Source organism: Methylobacterium sp. BI1, from assembly GCF_056680125.1.
The window spans coordinates 1,594,129-1,611,587 of sequence record NZ_CM155267.1 but is presented as its reverse complement, the minus strand read 5'-3'; the positions used below and the strand labels follow the sequence as shown (position 1 = coordinate 1,611,587).

19 protein-coding genes are annotated in these 17,459 nt (G+C 72.4%); 5 read left to right on the top strand and 14 right to left on the bottom strand.

Features of this window, described 5'->3' with window-relative positions:
* The first annotated feature begins 182 nt into the window (after positions 1–182).
* Positions 183–395, top strand: coding sequence for a hypothetical protein (locus AC1MGR_RS07590; RefSeq protein ID WP_480234190.1), 213 nt, complete (start codon positions 183–185; stop codon positions 393–395).
* 67 nt (positions 396–462) lie between these two features.
* Here AC1MGR_RS07590 and AC1MGR_RS07585 read toward each other — a convergent pair whose 3' ends face one another.
* The 9 genes from AC1MGR_RS07585 to ccoN all read right to left on the bottom strand — a co-directional run bounded on the left by AC1MGR_RS07585 (position 463) and on the right by ccoN (position 9,928).
* Positions 463–1,740: an MFS transporter gene (locus AC1MGR_RS07585; protein ID WP_480234189.1), complete on the bottom strand. Its 1,278-nt coding sequence runs from the start codon at positions 1,738–1,740 to the stop codon at positions 463–465.
* The gene (gene ccoS / locus AC1MGR_RS07580) at positions 1,733–1,870 is read right to left on the bottom strand and encodes a cbb3-type cytochrome oxidase assembly protein CcoS (protein ID WP_480234188.1); all 138 of its coding nucleotides are present in this window, start codon (positions 1,868–1,870) and stop codon (positions 1,733–1,735) included. Before ccoS ends, AC1MGR_RS07585 begins: the two co-directional genes overlap by 8 nt.
* Positions 1,871–1,877: 7 nt before the next feature.
* On the bottom strand, positions 1,878–4,193 hold the full coding sequence (locus tag AC1MGR_RS07575; RefSeq protein ID WP_480234187.1) for a heavy metal translocating P-type ATPase: 2,316 nt from the start codon (positions 4,191–4,193) through the stop codon (positions 1,878–1,880).
* A 12-nt stretch (positions 4,194–4,205) separates the two neighbouring features.
* Positions 4,206–4,712 (bottom strand): FixH family protein, encoded by a 507-nt coding sequence (locus tag AC1MGR_RS07570; protein ID WP_480234186.1) that lies wholly within the window; start codon positions 4,710–4,712, stop codon positions 4,206–4,208.
* An 11-nt stretch (positions 4,713–4,723) separates the two neighbouring features.
* A complete protein-coding gene (gene ccoG / locus AC1MGR_RS07565; protein WP_480234185.1) occupies positions 4,724–6,277 on the bottom strand; it encodes a cytochrome c oxidase accessory protein CcoG in 1,554 nt (517 codons plus the stop codon).
* Between the two features lie 118 nt (positions 6,278–6,395).
* Positions 6,396–7,277, bottom strand: coding sequence for a cytochrome-c oxidase, cbb3-type subunit III (gene ccoP, locus AC1MGR_RS07560; RefSeq protein WP_480234184.1), 882 nt, complete (start codon positions 7,275–7,277; stop codon positions 6,396–6,398).
* A gap of 5 nt (positions 7,278–7,282) precedes the next feature.
* Entirely contained in the window at positions 7,283–7,432 is a 150-nt protein-coding gene (locus tag AC1MGR_RS07555; RefSeq protein WP_108040290.1) for a cbb3-type cytochrome c oxidase subunit 3, read from the bottom strand.
* Positions 7,433–7,437: 5 nt separating this feature from the next.
* Positions 7,438–8,184, bottom strand: a complete 747-nt coding sequence (gene ccoO, locus AC1MGR_RS07550; RefSeq protein ID WP_108040243.1) for a cytochrome-c oxidase, cbb3-type subunit II — start codon at positions 8,182–8,184, stop codon at positions 7,438–7,440.
* 100 nt (positions 8,185–8,284) lie between these two features.
* Positions 8,285–9,928 (bottom strand): cytochrome-c oxidase, cbb3-type subunit I, encoded by a 1,644-nt coding sequence (gene ccoN, locus AC1MGR_RS07545; RefSeq protein WP_480234183.1) that lies wholly within the window; start codon positions 9,926–9,928, stop codon positions 8,285–8,287.
* Positions 9,929–10,192: 264 nt separating this feature from the next.
* Between ccoN and AC1MGR_RS07540 the strand changes: the two genes are divergently transcribed.
* Complete coding sequence (locus AC1MGR_RS07540) at positions 10,193–10,444, top strand: hypothetical protein (protein WP_480234182.1); 252 nt, start codon at positions 10,193–10,195, stop codon at positions 10,442–10,444.
* Positions 10,445–10,742: 298 nt separating this feature from the next.
* Entirely contained in the window at positions 10,743–11,099 is a 357-nt protein-coding gene (locus AC1MGR_RS07535; protein ID WP_108040237.1) for a hypothetical protein, read from the top strand.
* A 58-nt stretch (positions 11,100–11,157) separates the two neighbouring features.
* On the opposite strand, the gene AC1MGR_RS07530 is transcribed toward AC1MGR_RS07535, so the two are convergent.
* The 4 genes from AC1MGR_RS07530 to AC1MGR_RS07515 all read right to left on the bottom strand — a co-directional run bounded on the left by AC1MGR_RS07530 (position 11,158) and on the right by AC1MGR_RS07515 (position 14,100).
* Positions 11,158–12,408 carry a glutamate carboxypeptidase gene (locus AC1MGR_RS07530; protein WP_480234181.1) on the bottom strand — a complete coding sequence of 417 codons (1,251 nt, stop codon included), beginning with the start codon at positions 12,406–12,408 and terminating at the stop codon, positions 11,158–11,160.
* A 218-nt stretch (positions 12,409–12,626) separates the two neighbouring features.
* Complete coding sequence (locus AC1MGR_RS07525) at positions 12,627–12,893, bottom strand: DUF2312 domain-containing protein (protein WP_055951813.1); 267 nt, start codon at positions 12,891–12,893, stop codon at positions 12,627–12,629.
* A 103-nt stretch (positions 12,894–12,996) separates the two neighbouring features.
* Entirely contained in the window at positions 12,997–13,305 is a 309-nt protein-coding gene (locus tag AC1MGR_RS07520; protein WP_480234180.1) for a DUF1244 domain-containing protein, read from the bottom strand.
* A 48-nt stretch (positions 13,306–13,353) separates the two neighbouring features.
* Complete coding sequence (locus AC1MGR_RS07515; RefSeq protein ID WP_108040233.1) at positions 13,354–14,100, bottom strand: N-formylglutamate amidohydrolase; 747 nt, start codon at positions 14,098–14,100, stop codon at positions 13,354–13,356.
* A gap of 241 nt (positions 14,101–14,341) precedes the next feature.
* Here AC1MGR_RS07515 and AC1MGR_RS07510 point away from each other — a divergent pair, with 241 nt between their 5' ends.
* Both AC1MGR_RS07510 and AC1MGR_RS07505 read left to right on the top strand, forming a co-directional pair.
* Complete coding sequence (locus AC1MGR_RS07510; RefSeq protein WP_480234179.1) at positions 14,342–15,658, top strand: glycerate kinase type-2 family protein; 1,317 nt, start codon at positions 14,342–14,344, stop codon at positions 15,656–15,658.
* Positions 15,659–15,821: 163 nt separating this feature from the next.
* Complete coding sequence (locus AC1MGR_RS07505) at positions 15,822–16,220, top strand: DUF1036 domain-containing protein (RefSeq protein ID WP_108040286.1); 399 nt, start codon at positions 15,822–15,824, stop codon at positions 16,218–16,220.
* Between the two features lie 38 nt (positions 16,221–16,258).
* On the opposite strand, the gene AC1MGR_RS07500 is transcribed toward AC1MGR_RS07505, so the two are convergent.
* Positions 16,259–17,389: an aldo/keto reductase gene (locus AC1MGR_RS07500; protein ID WP_480234178.1), complete on the bottom strand. Its 1,131-nt coding sequence runs from the start codon at positions 17,387–17,389 to the stop codon at positions 16,259–16,261.
* Between the last annotated feature and the right edge of the window lie 70 nt (positions 17,390–17,459).

The window sequence follows — 17,459 nt, the reverse complement described above, 5'->3', positions numbered from 1 at the left end:
CCATAGGCGTCCCGCGACCGGCACCGCCTTGATGTGGCTCAATCGTACGGGCGGGTCGCCGGTCCCGTCCCGGGCAGGTCCCCTCGCTTGATCCAACGCAAGGCCCCGAACCCGGAACCGGGGCATCGCTGGCGCCCGGGGCGGGCACTCATGCGACCGCCCCGCGAAGCGAGGACGTCCCGGTGACCCAAGTGCTCCAGATCGAGGCAGGACAAAGCTACGCCCTGGTGGAGGACGGCCTCTGGTGGCCGGGCCTCTACGATTCCCTGCAGACGGCGCGGCGGGCGGCGGACTTCCCGCAAACCATCCTGGCCGGGCTGCAGACGCGCAAGAACGCCGAGGCGGATCGATCGCGCAGAATCATCACCCTCGCGGATCTCGACGCCGTGGCGTAGCGGGGACGCCGGCGGTCCAACATCGCCGGACGCCCGCCCTTCGGTCCTCCGACCCCGCGTCGCGACTTCAGACCGGCGGCGCCCCGGAGGCTTGCGCCGCGTTTGCTTGGCTCCGGCCGGACAGCAGCGGGATCGCTCCCGCCGCGCAAAGGCAGAGGGCGCCCGCGATGACGAAGGCCGGCAGGTAGCTCCCCATGTCGACCCGGGACAGGCCGGCACCGGTGGCCGCCGCGACCGCTCCGACCTGATGCCCGACGAAGATCCGGCCGAGCATGCGGGGCGCCCGCTCCGGACCGAACCGGTCCAGGACCAGCCGCGCGGTCGGTGGAACCGTCGCGACCCAGTCCAGGCCGTAGACGCAGGCGAAGACCGACAGTTCGACGAAGGACAGGTCGGTCAGCGGCAGGCAGAGGAGCGACAGGCCGCGCAGGCCGTAGAACCAGAACAGCAGGTAGCGCCCGTCGAAGCGGTCCGCCAGCCAACCCGCCCCCATCGATCCGACGAGGGTGAGCAGGCCCATCCCGGCGAGAAGCCCGGCCGCCCGCACGGGGCGCACACCGAGATCGGCGCAGAGCGGGACGAAATGGGTCTGCACCAGACCGGTGGTGGTGGCGCCGCAGACCACGAACGTGCCGAACAGGATCCCGACCAGGGCCGCGCCGCCGGGCGCGGACGAGGGCGCGCCGGTCGACCGCGCCGCCCGTCCCGCAAGTGCGGCCTCCGGCCGGGAATGCCTGGGGACGCAGGCCTGCACGGCGAGGAACGCCGCGCCGAGGAGGCCGCAGGCCGCGAGGATGCCGGCGCGCCAGCCGAACGCCTCCGTGATCGCGGCAAAACCGGGCAGCGGCAGCGTCTGCCCGGCCGTCGCGGCGGCGCCGAACAGTCCGACCGCCAGGCCCCGCCGGGTCGCGAACCAGCGCGCCGCCACGGAGGTGCCAAGGACCAGGGACACGAGGCCGCTGCCCAGGCCGACGAGGACGCCCCACAGCAGCATCAGGTGCCAGACCCGGCTCATGGCCAGGGAGGCGAGGAGGCCCGCCCCGATCAGAACGAGGCCGCCGCAGGCGACGCGACGCACGCCGAACGCCTCGATCAGGGGCGCGGCGCACAGGCCCGCCACGGCGAAGACCGCGAGGCGGAGGGCGAAGGCCGCCGAGACGGTCGCGACGTCCCATCCGAAGGCGTGCCCCACGGGCAGGATCATCACGCTGCACGTGCCCGCGGCGCCCGCGGCGGCGAGGATCGCGAGCCCCGTCGCCCCCGCGACCATCCAGGCCCGATCCAGGCCCTCGGGGCGACCGTCCGACCGGCCCGGGGAAGCGTGGGCGAGCGCCAGCTCAGTCATCGTGCAGCACGCGGTACTCCGCACCCTCGATGTCGTCGTACTGGCCGCTGCGCAGCGCCCAGAGAAAGCCGGCGAGGCCCAGGCCGCCGAGGGCGAGCGCGACGGGGATGACGAAGAGGAGGACGGTCATCGCGACCTCAGGCGGGTTCGAGGGCGGTGTCGGTCGCCGGGGGGCGAGCCACGGCCCCCGCCGGAGGGTTCGGCCGGCCGAGGCGGGCCCGCAGGGCGTTGAGGGTGACGACCAGGGACGAGCCCGACATCGCCAGGGCGGCGATCAGGGGCGTCAGGGCGCCGGCGGCCGCGAGGGGGACCGCGAGGACGTTGTAGGCGGCCGAGAACCACAGGTTCTGCAGCATCAGGCGGCGGGCGCGCCGGCCCGCCGCCAGGACGGCGAGGACGGGGGTGAGGCTGCGGCCCAGGAACAGGGCGTCGGCGGCGGCCTGGCTGACATGCGCGGCGGTGACCGGCGAGAGCGAGGCATGGGCGGCGGCGAGCGCCGGCGCATCGTTGAGCCCGTCGCCCACCATGAGAACCTTGAGGCCGGCGACTCGCAGGGCGTCGATCCGGGCGATCTTGTCCTGGGGCGTCATGGCCGCCTCCCATTCGTGGACGCCGAGCCGGCGGGCGACGGACTCCACGGCGGGCACACGGTCGCCGGAGAAGATCATGACGCGATGCCCCAGTGCCGAGAGGGCGGCGACCACCGCCGGCGCATCGGGGCGCAGGGCCTGGCGGACGGGGAAGACCACCGGTGCCCGGTCGCCGTCGCGAAAGCAGATGACCGACGCCTCCGGGTCGGCGGCGAGCATTGCCGTGGCCTCGCGCTCCGCGTCACAGAAGGCGGGCGATCCGAGGTGCAGCACGACGCCGTCCACCGCGACGCGGACGCCGAGGCCGGCTGCCTCCTCGGCCCCCGGGAAGGGGTCCGAGCCGTCGGCCGCGGCGGCGAGGGCCGCCGCCATCGGGTGCCGGCTCGACAGGGCGAGACGGCCGGCTCGCGCCAGGGTGTCGGGGCCGAAGGTCCCGCCCGCGAGCGCGGGCTCCGGCAGGGTGAGCGTGCCCGTCTTGTCGAAGACCACGGCGTCGATCTCGGCGAAGCGTTCGAGGGCGGTTCCGTCGCTGAGCAGGACGCCCTCGCGGAACAGCGCGCCGGCCGCCGCCACCTGCACCGCCGGGATGGCGAGGCCCAGGGCGCAGGGACAGGTCACGATCAGGACCGCCACGGCATCGAGCAGCGCGACGTGCCAGCCGGCCCCCGCCGCGATCCAGCCGACAAGGGTCAGGGCCGCCGCCGCATGGACTAGGGGGATGTAGAATCGGGTGGCCCGGTCCGCGAGCACGAGGGCGCGCGAGCGCGCCTCGAGCGCCCGCCCCATCAGGGCCTCGACCTCGTCGAGGAGGGTCTGGCCCACCGCGGCCGTGATCCGCACCGTGAGGGCGCCGCTGCCGTTCAGGGCCCCGGCGAAGACCCGGTCCCCGCTGCGGACCGTGACGGCTGCGGTCTCGCCGGTGACGAGGCTCTGGTCGAGATCCGAGGTGCCGTGTTCGACCCGGCCGTCGGCCGGCACGCGCTCGCCCGGCCGCACGAGGATGCGCGTGCCCGCCGCGAGTTCGGCGAGGGGCACCTCCCGGAGGCCGCCGCCGGGCTCGGCGACCGTGGCCCGCTCGGCCCGCAGGGTGGCGAGGTTCTCCGCGAAGGCGCGGGTCCGCCGCCGCAGGGTCTGGTCGAGGACGCGGCCGATCAGCAGGAAGAACAGCAGCATCACGGCGCCGTCGAAGTAGGCGTGGCGCGCGCCCGTCAGCGTCTCCACCACGGACATCACCAGCGTCAGGACCACGCCGAGGGTGATGGGGAAGTCCATGGTCACCCGGCCCGCCCGCAGGCCGCGGAACGCCCCCTCGTAGAACGGCCGCCCGGCATAGGCCGCGGCCGGCAGGGCGATCACCGCCTGGATCCAGTGGAAGAGGTCCCGCGTCTCCGGCGTCATGTCCGAGACGTTCCCGGCCCAGACGGAGATCGCGAGAAGCATGACGTTCATCGATGCGAATCCCGCCACCGCCAGGGCGCGGATCAGGCGCTTGGCCTCCGCGGCATCGGCGTCGGCGACCCGGCCCGGGGCGAAGGGCTGCGCCCGGTAGCCGAGCCCGTCCAGGGTGCTCAGGACGGTGGCGACATCGGCCGGGCAATCCGGCCGCCACGTGACGGCGAGGCGCCGGTCCGAGAAGTTCAGGCGCGCGGAGGCCACGCCCGGCAGGCCGGCCAGCCCGCGCTCGATGGTGCCCATGCAGGCGGCGCAGCGCACGCCCTCGACGGCGAAGGCGGCGCGGGTGCTGCCATCCGCCTGCGCGGACAGGAAGGCGGCGTAGTCGCGGGCGAGGGAGGCGCGGGTGTTGGTCTCGCTCCAGGCGGCATGGGCCTCGACATAGGCCAGCGCCAGATCGGTGCAGCACATCGGGAGGCCCTCTCAATCCAGGACGAGGCGCTGCTTGCGCCGCAGCGCGACGCCGTCCCCATCCACGACCTCGACGACCAGCTCCCATTGCCCGGGCGCCGCGTCGGCGAGGTGGCCCGCATAGGTGCCCGGCGCGGTCTGCGTGAGGGTGAAGGGGCGGTCGGCGCGCTTGTCCGTGGGGCGTTCCAGGCGCGCCCGCAGCACCCGGCCGGCCAGGGGCTGGGCGTCGGCGTCGCGGAGGCCGATGGTCAGGGCGGCGCCGCCCTGCCCTTCGCGCAGCACGGCGGCATCCAGGCGCCAGCCGCGCGCGGTCTGCGCCCGGGCGCGCCTCAGCTCGGCATTGTAGCGCTGGCTCGCCTGGTAGGGCGAGGGATCGTCCAGGCCGGACCAGGTCTTCAGGGCCGAGGTCACCAGCACGGCGTCGGCGGTCGCGATGGTGCCGAAGAAGAGCGCGAAGATCGCCAGCACCCGGCGTTCGGTCAGGCGCGGGGCGGGACGCGGCGGAGCGGAAGGGCTCATGGGACCGGTGCTCATGGGACTGGAGCCTTGAAGCTGTCCCGGGCCCGGGCGGTCTCGCCCGTCGCAGGATCGGTGATGCTGAAAGTGAGCGGGACGGAGGCGTCGGTGCGGGCGCCGGGCGGGGCGAAGACCAGCACCCGGAACTCCTGGGTCGCGTCGGACGGGACGAGCATGTCCCCCGGCGTGCCGCCGACGACGTCCACCCGGGCGTCGGGGAGGCCTTCGACGGCGAGCGCGAAGCGACGCGGCGCCCGGCGCTTGTTGAGGAGCCGGACCGTGTAGCCGTTGCGGATGGCGCCGTCCGACAGCGTCACGAAGAGCGGGTTGCGGTCGTGCAGCACGCTGAGGCCGGTGACGCTGCGCGTCGCGAGGCCGTAGAGTATGCCGCCGCCGACGGCCGCCACGAGCACGCCGTACACGACAGTGCGCGGACGCAGGACCCGGCTCACCGGAGGGCCGCCGGCCGCCCGGCTCCGGCCATTCGCCTCGGTGTCGTAGCCGATCAGGCCCCGCGGCCGCCCGAGCCGGTCCATGGTCGTGTCGCAGGCATCGACGCAGAGCCCGCACTGGATGCAGTCCATCTGCAGCCCGTCGCGGATGTCGATGCCGGCCGGGCAGGCGGTGACGCAGGCGAAGCAGTCGACGCAGTCGCCCGCTGGCTGCCCGGCGGCGCGCAGGGCGGTCGTCTTCTTGGCCGAGGTCCGGGGTTCGCCGCGGTCTCCCCGGTACAGGATGTTCAGGGAATGCGCATCGGTGAGCGAGCCCTGGATGCGGGGCCACGGGCACATGTAGGTGCAGACCTGCTCGCGCATGTGGCCCGCCAGCAGGTAGGTCGTCGCCGTCAGGGTCAGGATCGCCCCATAGGCGACGGGCGGGGCCTGGAAGGTTGCCAGCTGCCCCACCAGGGTCGGCGCGTCGGCGAAGTACAGGACCCAGGCGCCGCCGGTCCACCAGGCGATCAGCAGCCAGAGGCTGTGCTTCAGGGTGCGCAGGGTCACCTTCTCCAGGGACCAGGGCGCCGCGTCGAGCTTCAGGCGGGCGCGGCGGTCGCCCTCGACGAGGCGCTCGACGGCGAGGAACAGGTCGGTCCAGACCGTCTGCGGGCAGAGGTAGCCGCACCAGATCCGCCCCGCGACCGCGTTCATCAGGAACAGGGTGAAGGCCGCCAGGATGAGGAGCCCCATCACGTAGGTGATGTCCTGGGGCCAGAGCTCGATGGCGAAGTCGTAGAAGCGGCCACGGTCAAGGTCGAGCAGCACCGCCTGCGAGGGCTCCCCGGGGCCCCGGTCCCAGCGCAGGAACGGCACGAGGTAGTAGACCCCGAGGGCGACCGCGAGGATCACCCACTTGATGGTCCGGAACGTCCCGCGGACGGCCTGCGGATGGATCTTGGTCCGGGCGGCGAAGAGGGCGCCGCTCGCGGGCGGAATCGCGGCCCGGGTCGCCCGCACGCCGAACGTCTTGCCGCGGGCGGCGGCGGGTCCGGTGGCGATCGGCGCGGCAGGCCGGGCCTCGACGGGCGGTCTGGCGAGGGACTGCGTCCCGGCGGGGTCAGCGAGCGACATCAGGGGGGTCCGTCAGGCCGCGGACGCGGCACCGGTGTCGTCTAGGCCGGGGTGGCGCCGGCTGCCTTGATCTCGCTCAAGCGGGGCATGGCCCCGCGGGCGGACGGGAGCGGGCGGCCTATTGGCCGCCGCCGAGGCTGTGCACGTAGATGGCCAGGGACTTGATCGTCGCCGCGTCGAGGCGGCCCTCCCAGGCGGGCATCACGCCCTTGCGGCCCTGGGTGACCGTGGTCACCACATCCTGCGGCGCCGACCCGTAGAGCCAGATCGGGTCGGTCAGGTCCGGGGCGCCCATCTCCGGGTTCCCCTTGGCGGCCTCCCCGTGGCAGGCCGCGCAGTTGCCGGCGAAGACCTCCCGCCCCTTCTCGACGCTCGCGCCCTTCACCCCGGGCTTGCCCGAGAGGGAGAGAACGTAGCTCGCCACCGCCTCCACCTCCGCCCGGGTCAGGATGCCGTCGCGCCCGAAGGCCGGCATGTCGCCGAGATGGGCCTCGCCATGACCGGAGCGCGCCCCGTACCGGATGGTCCGCTCGATCGCCTCGGGCGTGCCGCCCCAGAGCCAGTCGTCGTCCTGCAGGTTCGGATATCCGGTCCGCCCCGTGGCCGCGGTGCCGTGGCAGGCGGCGCAGTTGTCGCCGAACGCCGCCTTGCCGGTGGCGAGGGCGAGGCGCAGGAGGTCCGGGTCCGCGCGGATCTCCGCCACCGGGATGCTGGCGAGCCGCGCCTGCCCGCGGGCGTCGCGGACGGCGCGGACGCCGTCGACCTCGGCCAGCACGGTCTGGCGCTGCGAATAGCCGAGGAGCCCGGCGGTGTAGCCGCTCACCAGCGGCCAGGCCGGATAGGCGATCCAGTAGCCGATGGACCAGATCACCGTCGCGTAGAGGGTGTAGAGCCACCAGCGCGGCAGCGGATTGTTGTATTCGCGAATCCCGTCCCACTCGTGGCCCGTCGTGTCGGTCGCCGCGGCGGGGGGATCGCCCGGAAGGATCGTCTTGGGCACGGCGCTCAGTCCTCGCTCAGGGGAAGGTGGGCGGCCGCCTCGAACCGGGACCGGTTGCGCGGCCAGAAGGCGTACAGGATCACGGCGAGGAAGATGCCGATGAAGTAGAGCAGGCCACTGGTCTGCGCGAAGACGGCGGCGCTTTCGTAGGTCATGGCACTCACCTGAGGTTCTTCTTGTCTTCGTAGATCTTGAAGTCGACCATGGTGCCGAGGACCTGGAGGTATGCGACCAGGGCGTCGATCTCGGCGACCCGGGACTTGTCGCCGCCGAAGTCGCGGAGGGCGGCGCCGGGATAGCGGCGCTGCAGGTCCGCGGCGCCGGGGCCGTCCGGGTCGAGCTGGGCGCGCAGGTCGGTCCGGGCGAGCGCGATCATCTCGTCGCTGTAGGGCACGCCCACCGCCCGGTTGGCCTTCAGGTCCTCCGCGATGGCATCGGCGTCGAGGGGCCGGTCGAGGAAGGCGTAGGGCGGCATGATCGAGGCCGGCACGACGGAGCGCGGGTCGATCAGGTGCTCGCGATGCCAGGCGTCCGAATACTTGCCGCCGACGCGGGCGAGGTCCGGGCCGGTGCGCTTCGAACCCCACTGGAAGGGGTGGTCGTACATGCTCTCGGCGGCGAGCGAGAAGTGGCCGTAGCGCTCGATCTCGTCGCGCATCGGCCGGATCATCTGGCTGTGGCAGAGGTAGCAGCCCTCGCGGATGTAGATGTTGCGTCCGGCGAGCTCGAGCGGCGTATAGGGGCGGACGCCCTCGACCGCCTCGACGGTGCTCTTCAGGTAGAAGAGCGGCGTGATCTCGACGAGGCCGCCGATGGCCACGACGAGGAGCGCGGCGATGAGGAGAAGGATGGAATTCTTCTCGAAGATCTCGTGCCTCTTCCAGAGGCCCGGCTGGGCGAGCGCCATGACGATGGCTCCGTGATGCGGGGGTGAGGCGGGGGCCGCTCGTGGCCGCCGGAGGGACGGCCACGGCGGGAAGCAAGCGGCGGGAGCCGGGCAGCAGGGATCACTCGGCCGGGACGAGGACCGGCGCGACGCCGGCTCCAGGCGTCTCGGTGCGGGCGGCGGCCGTGCGGCCCGCGATGGTCATGGCGAGGTTGTAGGCCATGATCAGCGCCCCGATCAGGAACAGCACCCCGCCCAGCGCCCGGACCAGGTAGTAGGGCTGCATCGCCTCCACGGTCTCCACGAAGGAGTATTCGAGGAAGCCGAGGGCGTTGTAGGCCCGCCACATCAGCCCCTGCATGATCCCGGCGACCCACATCGAGGAGATGTACAGCACGATGCCCAGGGTCGAGATCCAGAAGTGCCACTCGACCAGCTTGAGGGAATACAGTTCCCGCCGGTTCCACAGCCAGGGCACCAGGCAGTAGAGGGCTCCGAAGGAGATGTAGGCGACCCAGCCGAGGGCACCCGAATGCACGTGCCCGATGGTCCAATCGGTGTAGTGGGACAGCGCGTTCACGGCCTTGATGGCCATCAGGGGCCCCTCGAAGGTCGCCATGCCGTAGAAGGCGAGCGACACCACCATGAAGCGCAGCACGGGGTCGGTGCGGAGCTTGTCCCAGGCGCCGGACAGGGTCATCAGGCCGTTGATCATGCCGCCCCAGGACGGCATCCACAGCATGATCGAGAAGGTCATGCCCAGGGTCTGCGCCCAATCCGGCAGGGCCGTGTAGTGCAGGTGATGCGGGCCGGCCCAGATATACATGAAGATCAGCGCCCAGAAGTGGATGATCGACAGCTGGTACGAGTAGATCGGCCGCTCGGCGCGCTTGGGGACGAAGTAGTACATGATCGCCAGGAAGCCGGCGGTGAGGAAGAACCCGACGGCGTTGTGGCCGTACCACCACTGGATCAGGGCATCCTGGACCCCGGCGAACATCGGATAGGATTTCGAGCCGAAGAACGAGACCGGGACCGCCAGGTTGTTGACGATGTGCAGCATCGCGATGGTCACGATGAAGCCGAGGTAGAACCAGTTTGCGACGAAGATGTGCGGTTCCTTGCGCTTCCACAACGTTGCCAGGAAGACCAGCAGGTAGACGACCCAGACGAGGGTCAGCCACAGGTCGGCATACCATTCCGGTTCGGCGTATTCCTTCGACTGGGTGACGCCCAGGAGGTAGCCGGTGCCGGCCACGACGATGAAGAGGTTGTAGCCGAGGATGACGAACCAGGGCGCGAGATCGCCGGCCAGCCGCGCCCGGCAGGTCCGCTGCACGACGTAGAGGGACGTGCCGATCAGGACGTTGCCGCCGAAGGCGAAGATCACCGCCGAGGTGTGCAGCGGCCGCAGGCGCCCGAAGGTGGTGTATTCGAGCCCGAAATTCAGCGACGGCGCCCAGAGCTGGAAGGCGATGGTGCAGCCGACGAGGAACCCGGCGATGCCCCAGACCATCGCGGCGATCACCGCGAACTTCACCGGCCCGAGATTGTAGTTCGGCTTGCCCGCGATGGTCTGGGGCGGAGCGGCGGCCGGCCGCCACTCGTAGCGCTTCAGGATCGCGCCGAAGCCCACCAGCGCCGCGAGGGCGAACAGGCCCATGTGGAAGGCGAAGGGCGCGTCCACCGCGTGGGCGGAGGCCAGGGCACAGAGCAGCGCACCCACGATCAGGACGAGGCTGAGGCCCGCCTCCCCTTCGGTCATGTATTTGGACGTTGGCATCGCGGGCATGGCGGCGTCGATTCCCAGCGCAGGACGGGTCGTCGCCGCATCTACGGACAGGCTCGGCCGGGAGCCTTGATTTGAATCAAGGAGGCGTCGGAGGCCGCCGGCGCGGGGCTGTCTCCGCACAAGCTCCGAAGCGTCGAGGCGACGTCGTCGTCAGGTCGCGACCCGCTTGATCCAGCTCAAGGACGACAATGCGTGGACTTCACAGGGTCAGGGCCGTTTCCTGAAGGATCGAGGCTCATGAACCGACCGTCCGCCGCCACCGCCCTCCCGTCGCGCGTCTTCGTCACCCTGTTCCTGCTCGCGGCTTCCTTGGGCCTGACCGCGCTGCTGTCCGTCGCCGCGATCCTGGTGGCGCTGGTGGTGTTCGATCAGACCGCCCTGGTCTTCGCGGTGGTGATGGCCGCCGCCCGGGCGACGCTCGTCGCCGCCGCCCTCGGGGCCGTGACGGTGAGCGCCACCCTGCTGATCCGTCGCTGGCCGCGCCGCTGAGGCGGATCGGGTGCCCCGGTCGCGCTGCGCGAGCAGGCTCGTCACCAGACAGGCGATTCCGGCCGACCCGTCCGGGTGCCCCCCTCGGGGGCTCGCGGGATCGCCGAGGCGGAGGGCGGTCCGCTCCGCGCCCGGCAAGCCGCCAAGATGGCCGACAGACAAGTCACGGGTCGAACGAAGACAAAGAACCATATCGGCCGCCGATCCCTGATTCAAATCAAGGATCGATCGACTTGGGCCCTGCACAAGACGGTGCCGGCCTGGTCATCGCCGGTACCAAGACAGAGGAATATGGACCATGCGTCTCCCAGTACTTGCCGTGTCGGCCCTCCTTCTGGTCGGCGCCGGACTTCCGGCCTCCGCGACGCCGTGCCGGCAGCAGGTCAGCGCACTCCAGCGCCGCCTGGACAGCATCGGGGCCGTGCGCATCGCCGGCCTCCAGCCCGGACACACCCTCGCCACCGGCTCGCTGAAGGCCCTGCCCCGGGCAGGCACCGAGCCTCCGAGCGACCCGCAGGCCGTGCCGAGCCGGGAGAACGTCGCCGCCGCGCGCCTGCTGATCCAGGAAGCCCTGGCGGAGGACCAGGACGGCAACCAGCGTGCCTGCGAGAACATCCTCACCGATGCCAAGCGCCTGATCGGCGCCCTGCCCTAGGGCGACCGGACCGGGGGGCGCCCCGGTCGTGCGCGGGGCACGCGGGGACGCGGCCGGCTCAGCGGGCCGGGTCCTGCGACAACTCCATCACGAGGCGGGTCGCGAGGTAGAGGCGCGGCGTGATGCTGGCGAGGACGGCGAATTCGTCGGCGCTGTGATACTGGCCGCCGACGATGCCGAGGGATTCGAGCAGGGCGGGCTTGGCCGGGCTGTCGGGCTGGAAGGCGTAGCCCGCATCGGTGCCGCCACCGATCTCCGCGAGGGCGAGGTCGGCGCCGAGTTCGCCGTAGATCGCCCGCGCCCGTTCGCCGAGGGCCTGCGTCGCGGGGTTCTGCGGCAGCGGCGGGCGCCCTCGGGCGAGGTCGAAGCTCACCTGCGTGTCGGGCACCCGGTGCGTCTGGATGATCCGGCGAGCCTGGGTCAGCACCCGGTCGTACTCGCTCGGCACGAAGTAGCGCATGTCGCCCTCCGCCCGGGCCGCCTCGGGGATGATGTTCGGCTTGGTGCCGCCCTGGACCACGGTCCAGTGCAGGCTGGTCCCCTTGGCCGGATCGCCGAGGTCCTGCAGCTGCAGGATCTGATGGGCGAGCTCGACCACCGCGTTGCGGCCCGCCTCCGGCGCCCCGCCGGCATGGGAGGCGCGGCCCTTCACCGTCAGGCTGGCGTAGTTGATTCCCTTGGTCGCCACGGTGACGGCGTCGACGCCGGCCTCGGCGAAGGACGGCTCGAAGGACAGGACCACGTCCTGGTCGCGGGCGATCCGGGCGATTTCGTCGCGCGAGCCGCGCGAGCCGCGCTCCTCGTCGGGGTTGAGCACCACCGTGAGGGTGCCGTAGCCGTCGAAGTGCAGCGCCTCCAGGGCGGCCAGGACGTGCAGGATCATGGCGACCCCGCCCTTCGCGTCGGCGACCCCGGGGCCGTAGGCGCGGCCGTCGCGCTCGGTATAGGGACGCTTGGCGGCATCGCCCGTGCCGAAGACGGTGTCGTAATGGACCAGCATCATGATCCGGCGCGCGCCCTTGCCCGCCCGCGTGCCGATCAGGGTGTTGCCGCCGAAGGTGGGGGCGGCGCGGGTCTCGACCGTCAGGCCCGCGGCCCGGAGGCGCGCCGTCAGGATCCCCTCGACCGTGGACAGGCCGGAGACGTCGCCCGTGCCGGTATCGACATTCACCAGGCCCTTCAGGGTCTCGCGATAGGGCGCGTCCTGGGCCTTCGCCGCGGCGAGCACGGCCTCGTTCGGGGCCGCCAGGGCCGGGACGGGCGCGAGGGCGAGAAGCAGCGCGAGGGCGAGACCGGCGTTCGTGCGCATGGCGATCCTGATCATCGGAGCAGCGGAGGGCGTACGGCCTGCCATGCTCCGAAAACGCCGAGCCCGCAATTTCGCCGCGGCGGCCCGTCGGCCCGCGGCGCGCGGCGCGATCGCGGAATCCCGGCCGGCGCCGGCTATCAGATCGGTCGGATCAGTCGGCAGGCGTCCGGCCCCGGGGCATCCGCCATGCGGGCGGCCCCGGGGACGATGGCGGCGGCTCAGACCATCCCGAGGGCCTGCATGTAGAGCTCGAGGATGGCTTCCTCCTCCTGGCGCTCGGCATGGTCCTTCTTGCGCAGGGAGATGATCCTGCGCAGGGCCTTGGTGTCGAAGCCGGTGCCCTTGGCCTCGGCGTAGACATCCTTGATGTCCGAGGCGAGGCCGGCCTTCTCCTCCTCGAGGCGCTCGATGCGCTCGATGAAGCTCTTCAGCTGGTCGGCGGCGACGGAGGAAGCGTCGACGGCGGGTGCGGCGGATGCGGCCATGGTCGTCTCAAGTCCCTGATCTGCGAGGCGCGGGAGGCTGCGCCGGAACCGCCTCGATAAGCCGTCAAGCTTACCGGGACCTTAGTGCGGCCCCGCGACGGCCTCAGTGCGGCTCGGCCGCGGCTTTCGCGAAGGCCGCCTGCTGCTCGGGCGTCGCCTCGGACTGGTGCAGGCGCTTCCACTCGGCGAAGGGCATGCCGTAGACGGCCTCGCGGCTCTCGTCCTTGGTCATCGGCAGGTTCTTGGCCTCTGCGGCGTCCTTGAGCCAGTTCGAGAGGCAGTTGCGGCAGAACCCGGCCAGGTTCATCAGGTCGATGTTCTGCACGTCGGTGCGGGTCTGCAGGTGCGCGACGAGGCGCCGGTACACGGCGGCCTCGAGTTCGGTGCGGGTGGCGTCGTCGATCTCGGTCATGGTGTGTCTCCCAATCTGCGCCTGAGGTCGGCGCGCCGGGGCCTCCCGTCAAGCGCGGATCGGCAGCATCGGCCGCAGAAGCCGCGCGAATCGGTCCGCCCACGCGGCCTGTCCCGCCTCCGCGACGATGAGGTCCTGGCGGATCTCCACCAGCGCGTTCGGCAGGCCGCGGGCCATGGCGTGGCGGTCGATGGTATCGCCGGGCAGGCCGCCGCCATAGGGCTCGTTGTCGCCCACCGTCAGCCCGTCCGGGTCGGCCCGCAGGCCCGCGATCAGCGGCGCGCTCATGCGGTCGTCCCGGTCCCACAGGATGCCGACCTCCCATGGGCGCGGCACCCCGCGCCAGTACGGCGTGAAGCTGTGGATGGTGACGATGGCCGGGCGCGTGCCGGTGGCCTCGGCCCGGGCGATCCCGGCCTCGATCGCGTCGTCGAAGGGCGCGTAGAAGCGCCGGATGCGCTCGGCCTTGCCGGCCTCGTCGATGCGGGCGTTGCCCGGCACCACGGCCCCGTCGGAGAGGCGCATCACCAGGGTCGGGTCGGCCCGGCCCCGGTTCGGGTCGATGATCAGTCGCGAGAACCGGGTCAGGATCGCGGGGGCGTTCAGGGCGGCCGCGAGCCGTCGCGTCACCGCGGCGGCGCCGATGTCGTAGGCGATGTGGCGGGCGAATTCGTGCTCCGGCACCCCGAGCTGGCCCAGATCCTCCGGCACGTGGTTCGAGGCGTGGTCGCAGATCAGGAGCAGGCCCCCGGCGGGATCGCCCGGGATGGTCTCGACGGGATGCGGTGGCTGCATGGGGCGGGCACGGTCCGGTTGGGCGCGGGCGGCAACGGATGACGGGCGGGATGCAAGGCCCCGGCCGCATCGTGGGGACGCCCGCGCAGGCGTGGCTTGCCGCGGCGGCGAGCGTCGGGCACAGCACGTATCGCGGATCGCGCCGCGACGGCAACAATCCGGCACCATGCCGGGGGCACAACAATCCGGAGGAGAACCACCGGGCCGCCTTTGCGATCGACCACCGGAATACGGAAACGCCATGACCGCACCCGACATGACCGCACCCGCCTCGACCGAATCCCGCCGCGCCCTCCTGCTCCACTGCCTCGACGAGGCGATCGCCGCCGCCCACCCGTCGCGCTGCCTCGTGCCCCACCTGCCCGCCCCGGGACAGGGCCGCCTCATCATCCTCGGCGCCGGCAAGGCCGGCGGCAGCATGGCGGCGGTCGCCAGCCGATTCTACCGGGAGGAGCACGGCGTCGATCCGAGCCGCATCGTCGGCCTGGCGGTCGCCCGCCACGGCTACGGCGAGGAGGCCCCGATGATCCGCATGGTCGAGGCCGGGCATCCGGTGCCGGACCAGGCCGGCATCGACGCCACCATCGACACCCTCAAGATCGCCGCCGATGCCGGTCCAGAGGACGACGTGCTGGTGCTGCTCTCCGGCGGCGGCTCGGCCAACTGGATCGCCCCGGCCGGCGCGCTCACCCTCACCGAGAAGCAGGCCATCACCAAGGCCCTGCTGCGCTCCGGCGCGCCGATCAACGAGATCAACTGCGTGCGCAAGCACCTGTCGCGGATCAAGGGCGGCCGCCTCGCCATGATGGCGCGCAACGCCCGCTCGATCCTGACCCTGGCCGTCTCCGACGTGCCGCACGACGACCCGGCCGTGATCGCCTCCGGCCCCACCGTCCCGGATCCGACGACGCTGGCCGATGCCCGCGAGATCTGCGAACGTCGCGGCATCCCCCTGCCCGAGACCGCCAAGGCGCTCCTCAACGATTCCGCCAACGAGACCCCGAAGGCCGGCGACCCCGCCTTCGCCCGGGCCGAGTACCGCATCATCGCCCGGCCCATCGACGCGCTGGAAGCGGCGGCGGCCGCCGCCTCCGCGGCGGGCTACGAGCCGGTGATGCTCGGGCCCGACGTCGAGGGCGAGGCTCGCGAGGTCGCCGCCGAGCATGCCCGGATGGCCCGCGAGATGGCCGCGGACGGCCGCAAGGTCGCGATCATCTCGGGCGGCGAGCTCACGGTGACGATCCGCGGCGAGGGCCATGGCGGCCCGAACCAGGAATACGCCCTGGCCCTCGCCCTGGCGCTGGAGGGCGCGGAGACCATCCTCGGCATCGCCGCCGACACCGACGGCACCGATGGCGGTCGCGGCGAGGCCACCGACCCGGCCGGCGGCCTCGTCGACCCGACGACTCTGGCCCGCGCCCGCGCCGCCGGGCTCGATCCCGCCGCGATGCTGGCCGACAACGATTCGACGAAGTTCTTCGCCACCATCGGCGACCTCGTTCAGCCGGGTCCGACACGCACCAATGTCAACGATTGCCGCATCATCCTCGTCGGCTAGGGCGTTCGCGCGCCTGATGGGGCGCACGCGTGCCCGGTCCCGGCAGGCGCACGTTCCCCTCGCTGTCCGGCGAGGGGAGGCCCGGACCGCGTCCGGCTCCCTCCTCGCCCGCGGCGGCGCCCGGATCCTCCGCTGGCGGCCCGGGCTCGCGGGCGCGGCCCTCCTGGCCGTCACCCTGCTCCCGGCTCCCGCCCGGGCCGACCTGCGCATGTGCAACCAGACCGCCAGCAAGGTCGGCATCGCGCTGGGCTACCGCGACCCGCAGGGCTGGGTCACGGAGGGCTGGTGGGACGTGGCGCCGAAGGTCTGCGAGACGCTGCTGAAAGGCTCCCTCGCGGCGCGGTTCTACTACGTCTACGCGGTGGACTACACGCGCGGTGGCGAGTGGAGCGGTCGCTCGCTGATGTGCACCAAGGACCGCGAATTCACGATCCGCGGCGTCGAGGATTGCCTCGCCCGGGGCCTCGACCGGAACGGCTTCTACGAGGTCGACACCGGCGAGCAGAAGAGCTGGACGATCCAGCTCACCGACCCGAACCAGCCGGTGGCGCCGACGCCCTGAGGCGTGGCGACTCCGGGTCGGGGCAGCCGTCGCGCCCGTCAGGTCGGGGGCCTCAGCTCCGCCGCGGCCTGGACCTCGCTTCCCCCGAAGATCAGCTGCCGGCGCAGGGGCTGCCGCGAGAGACCGTAGATCAGGCGCGGCGCCGCAGGCGCGCTCGCCGCGTCGAGGGCGGCGCGGTGCTCCGGCGCGAGGACCAGAGCGAGGGCCGCCACGTTGTCCCCGACCTGCTCCGCCCGGCTGACACCCATCAGGGTCGTGGCGACCCCCGGTCGGCCGACCACCCATGCCAGGGCGACCCGCGCGGCCGGTTGCCCGAGCGCGTCCGCCACCTGCCGCACCGCGTCGACGATCGCCCAGTTGCGCGGCGTGAACAGGCTGTCGCCGAAGGGGTTCGCGCCGTCGAGGCGCCGGTCCGCTTGAGTGGAATCGGTCTCGGCGTCTCGCGCCTCGCTCGGCAGGCCGGCCGCGCGGGCCGGGGCGGCCTCGACGGCGGCGCGGTCGTACTTGCCCGTGAGCAGGCCGTAGGCGAGCGGTGACCAGGGGACCAGGCCCAGGCCGAACTCGGCCGCCAGCGGGACGTGCTCGTCCTCTACCTCCCGGCTCACGAGGGAGTAGAAGTACTGCAGCCCGATCGGGCCCGGCAGCCCGCGCACGGAGGCCAGGGTCGCGAGCTTGGCCGCGTACCAGGCGGGCACGTTCGACAGGCCCCAGTAGCGGGTCTTCCCGGCCCGGACGAGACCCGCCATCGTGTCGAGCAACTCCTCGGCCGGCGTCACCCCGTCCCAGGCGTGCAGCCAGTACAGGTCGACGTAGTCCGTCCCGAGGCGGCGCAGCGAGCCCTCGATCGCCGCGTGGAGGTGTTTGGCGCCGCTCCCGCCCGCGTGCGGACCGGCTCCGGCGGCGAATCCCGCCTTGGTGGCCAGCACGATCCGGTCGCGCAGGCTTCGCTCTTTGAGGAAACGGCCGACCATGGCCTCGCTGGCGCCGCCCGCATACACGTCCGCCGTGTCGACGAAGTTGCCGCCGCTCTCGACATAGGCGTCGAACACCGCGCGGCTGCCGGCCTCGTCGAGACCCCAGCGGGCGGTTCCGAACGTCATGGTGCCCAGGGCGAGCGGGCTCACCGCCAATCCCGAACGGCCGAGGGTCCGATACTGTGTCAGGTCCATTGTTGTGCCTCGCTAATCACTGATGCCAGGCTAGCGCGGCTTTGCAGGGGCGATTAGCCTCCCGTGCCGG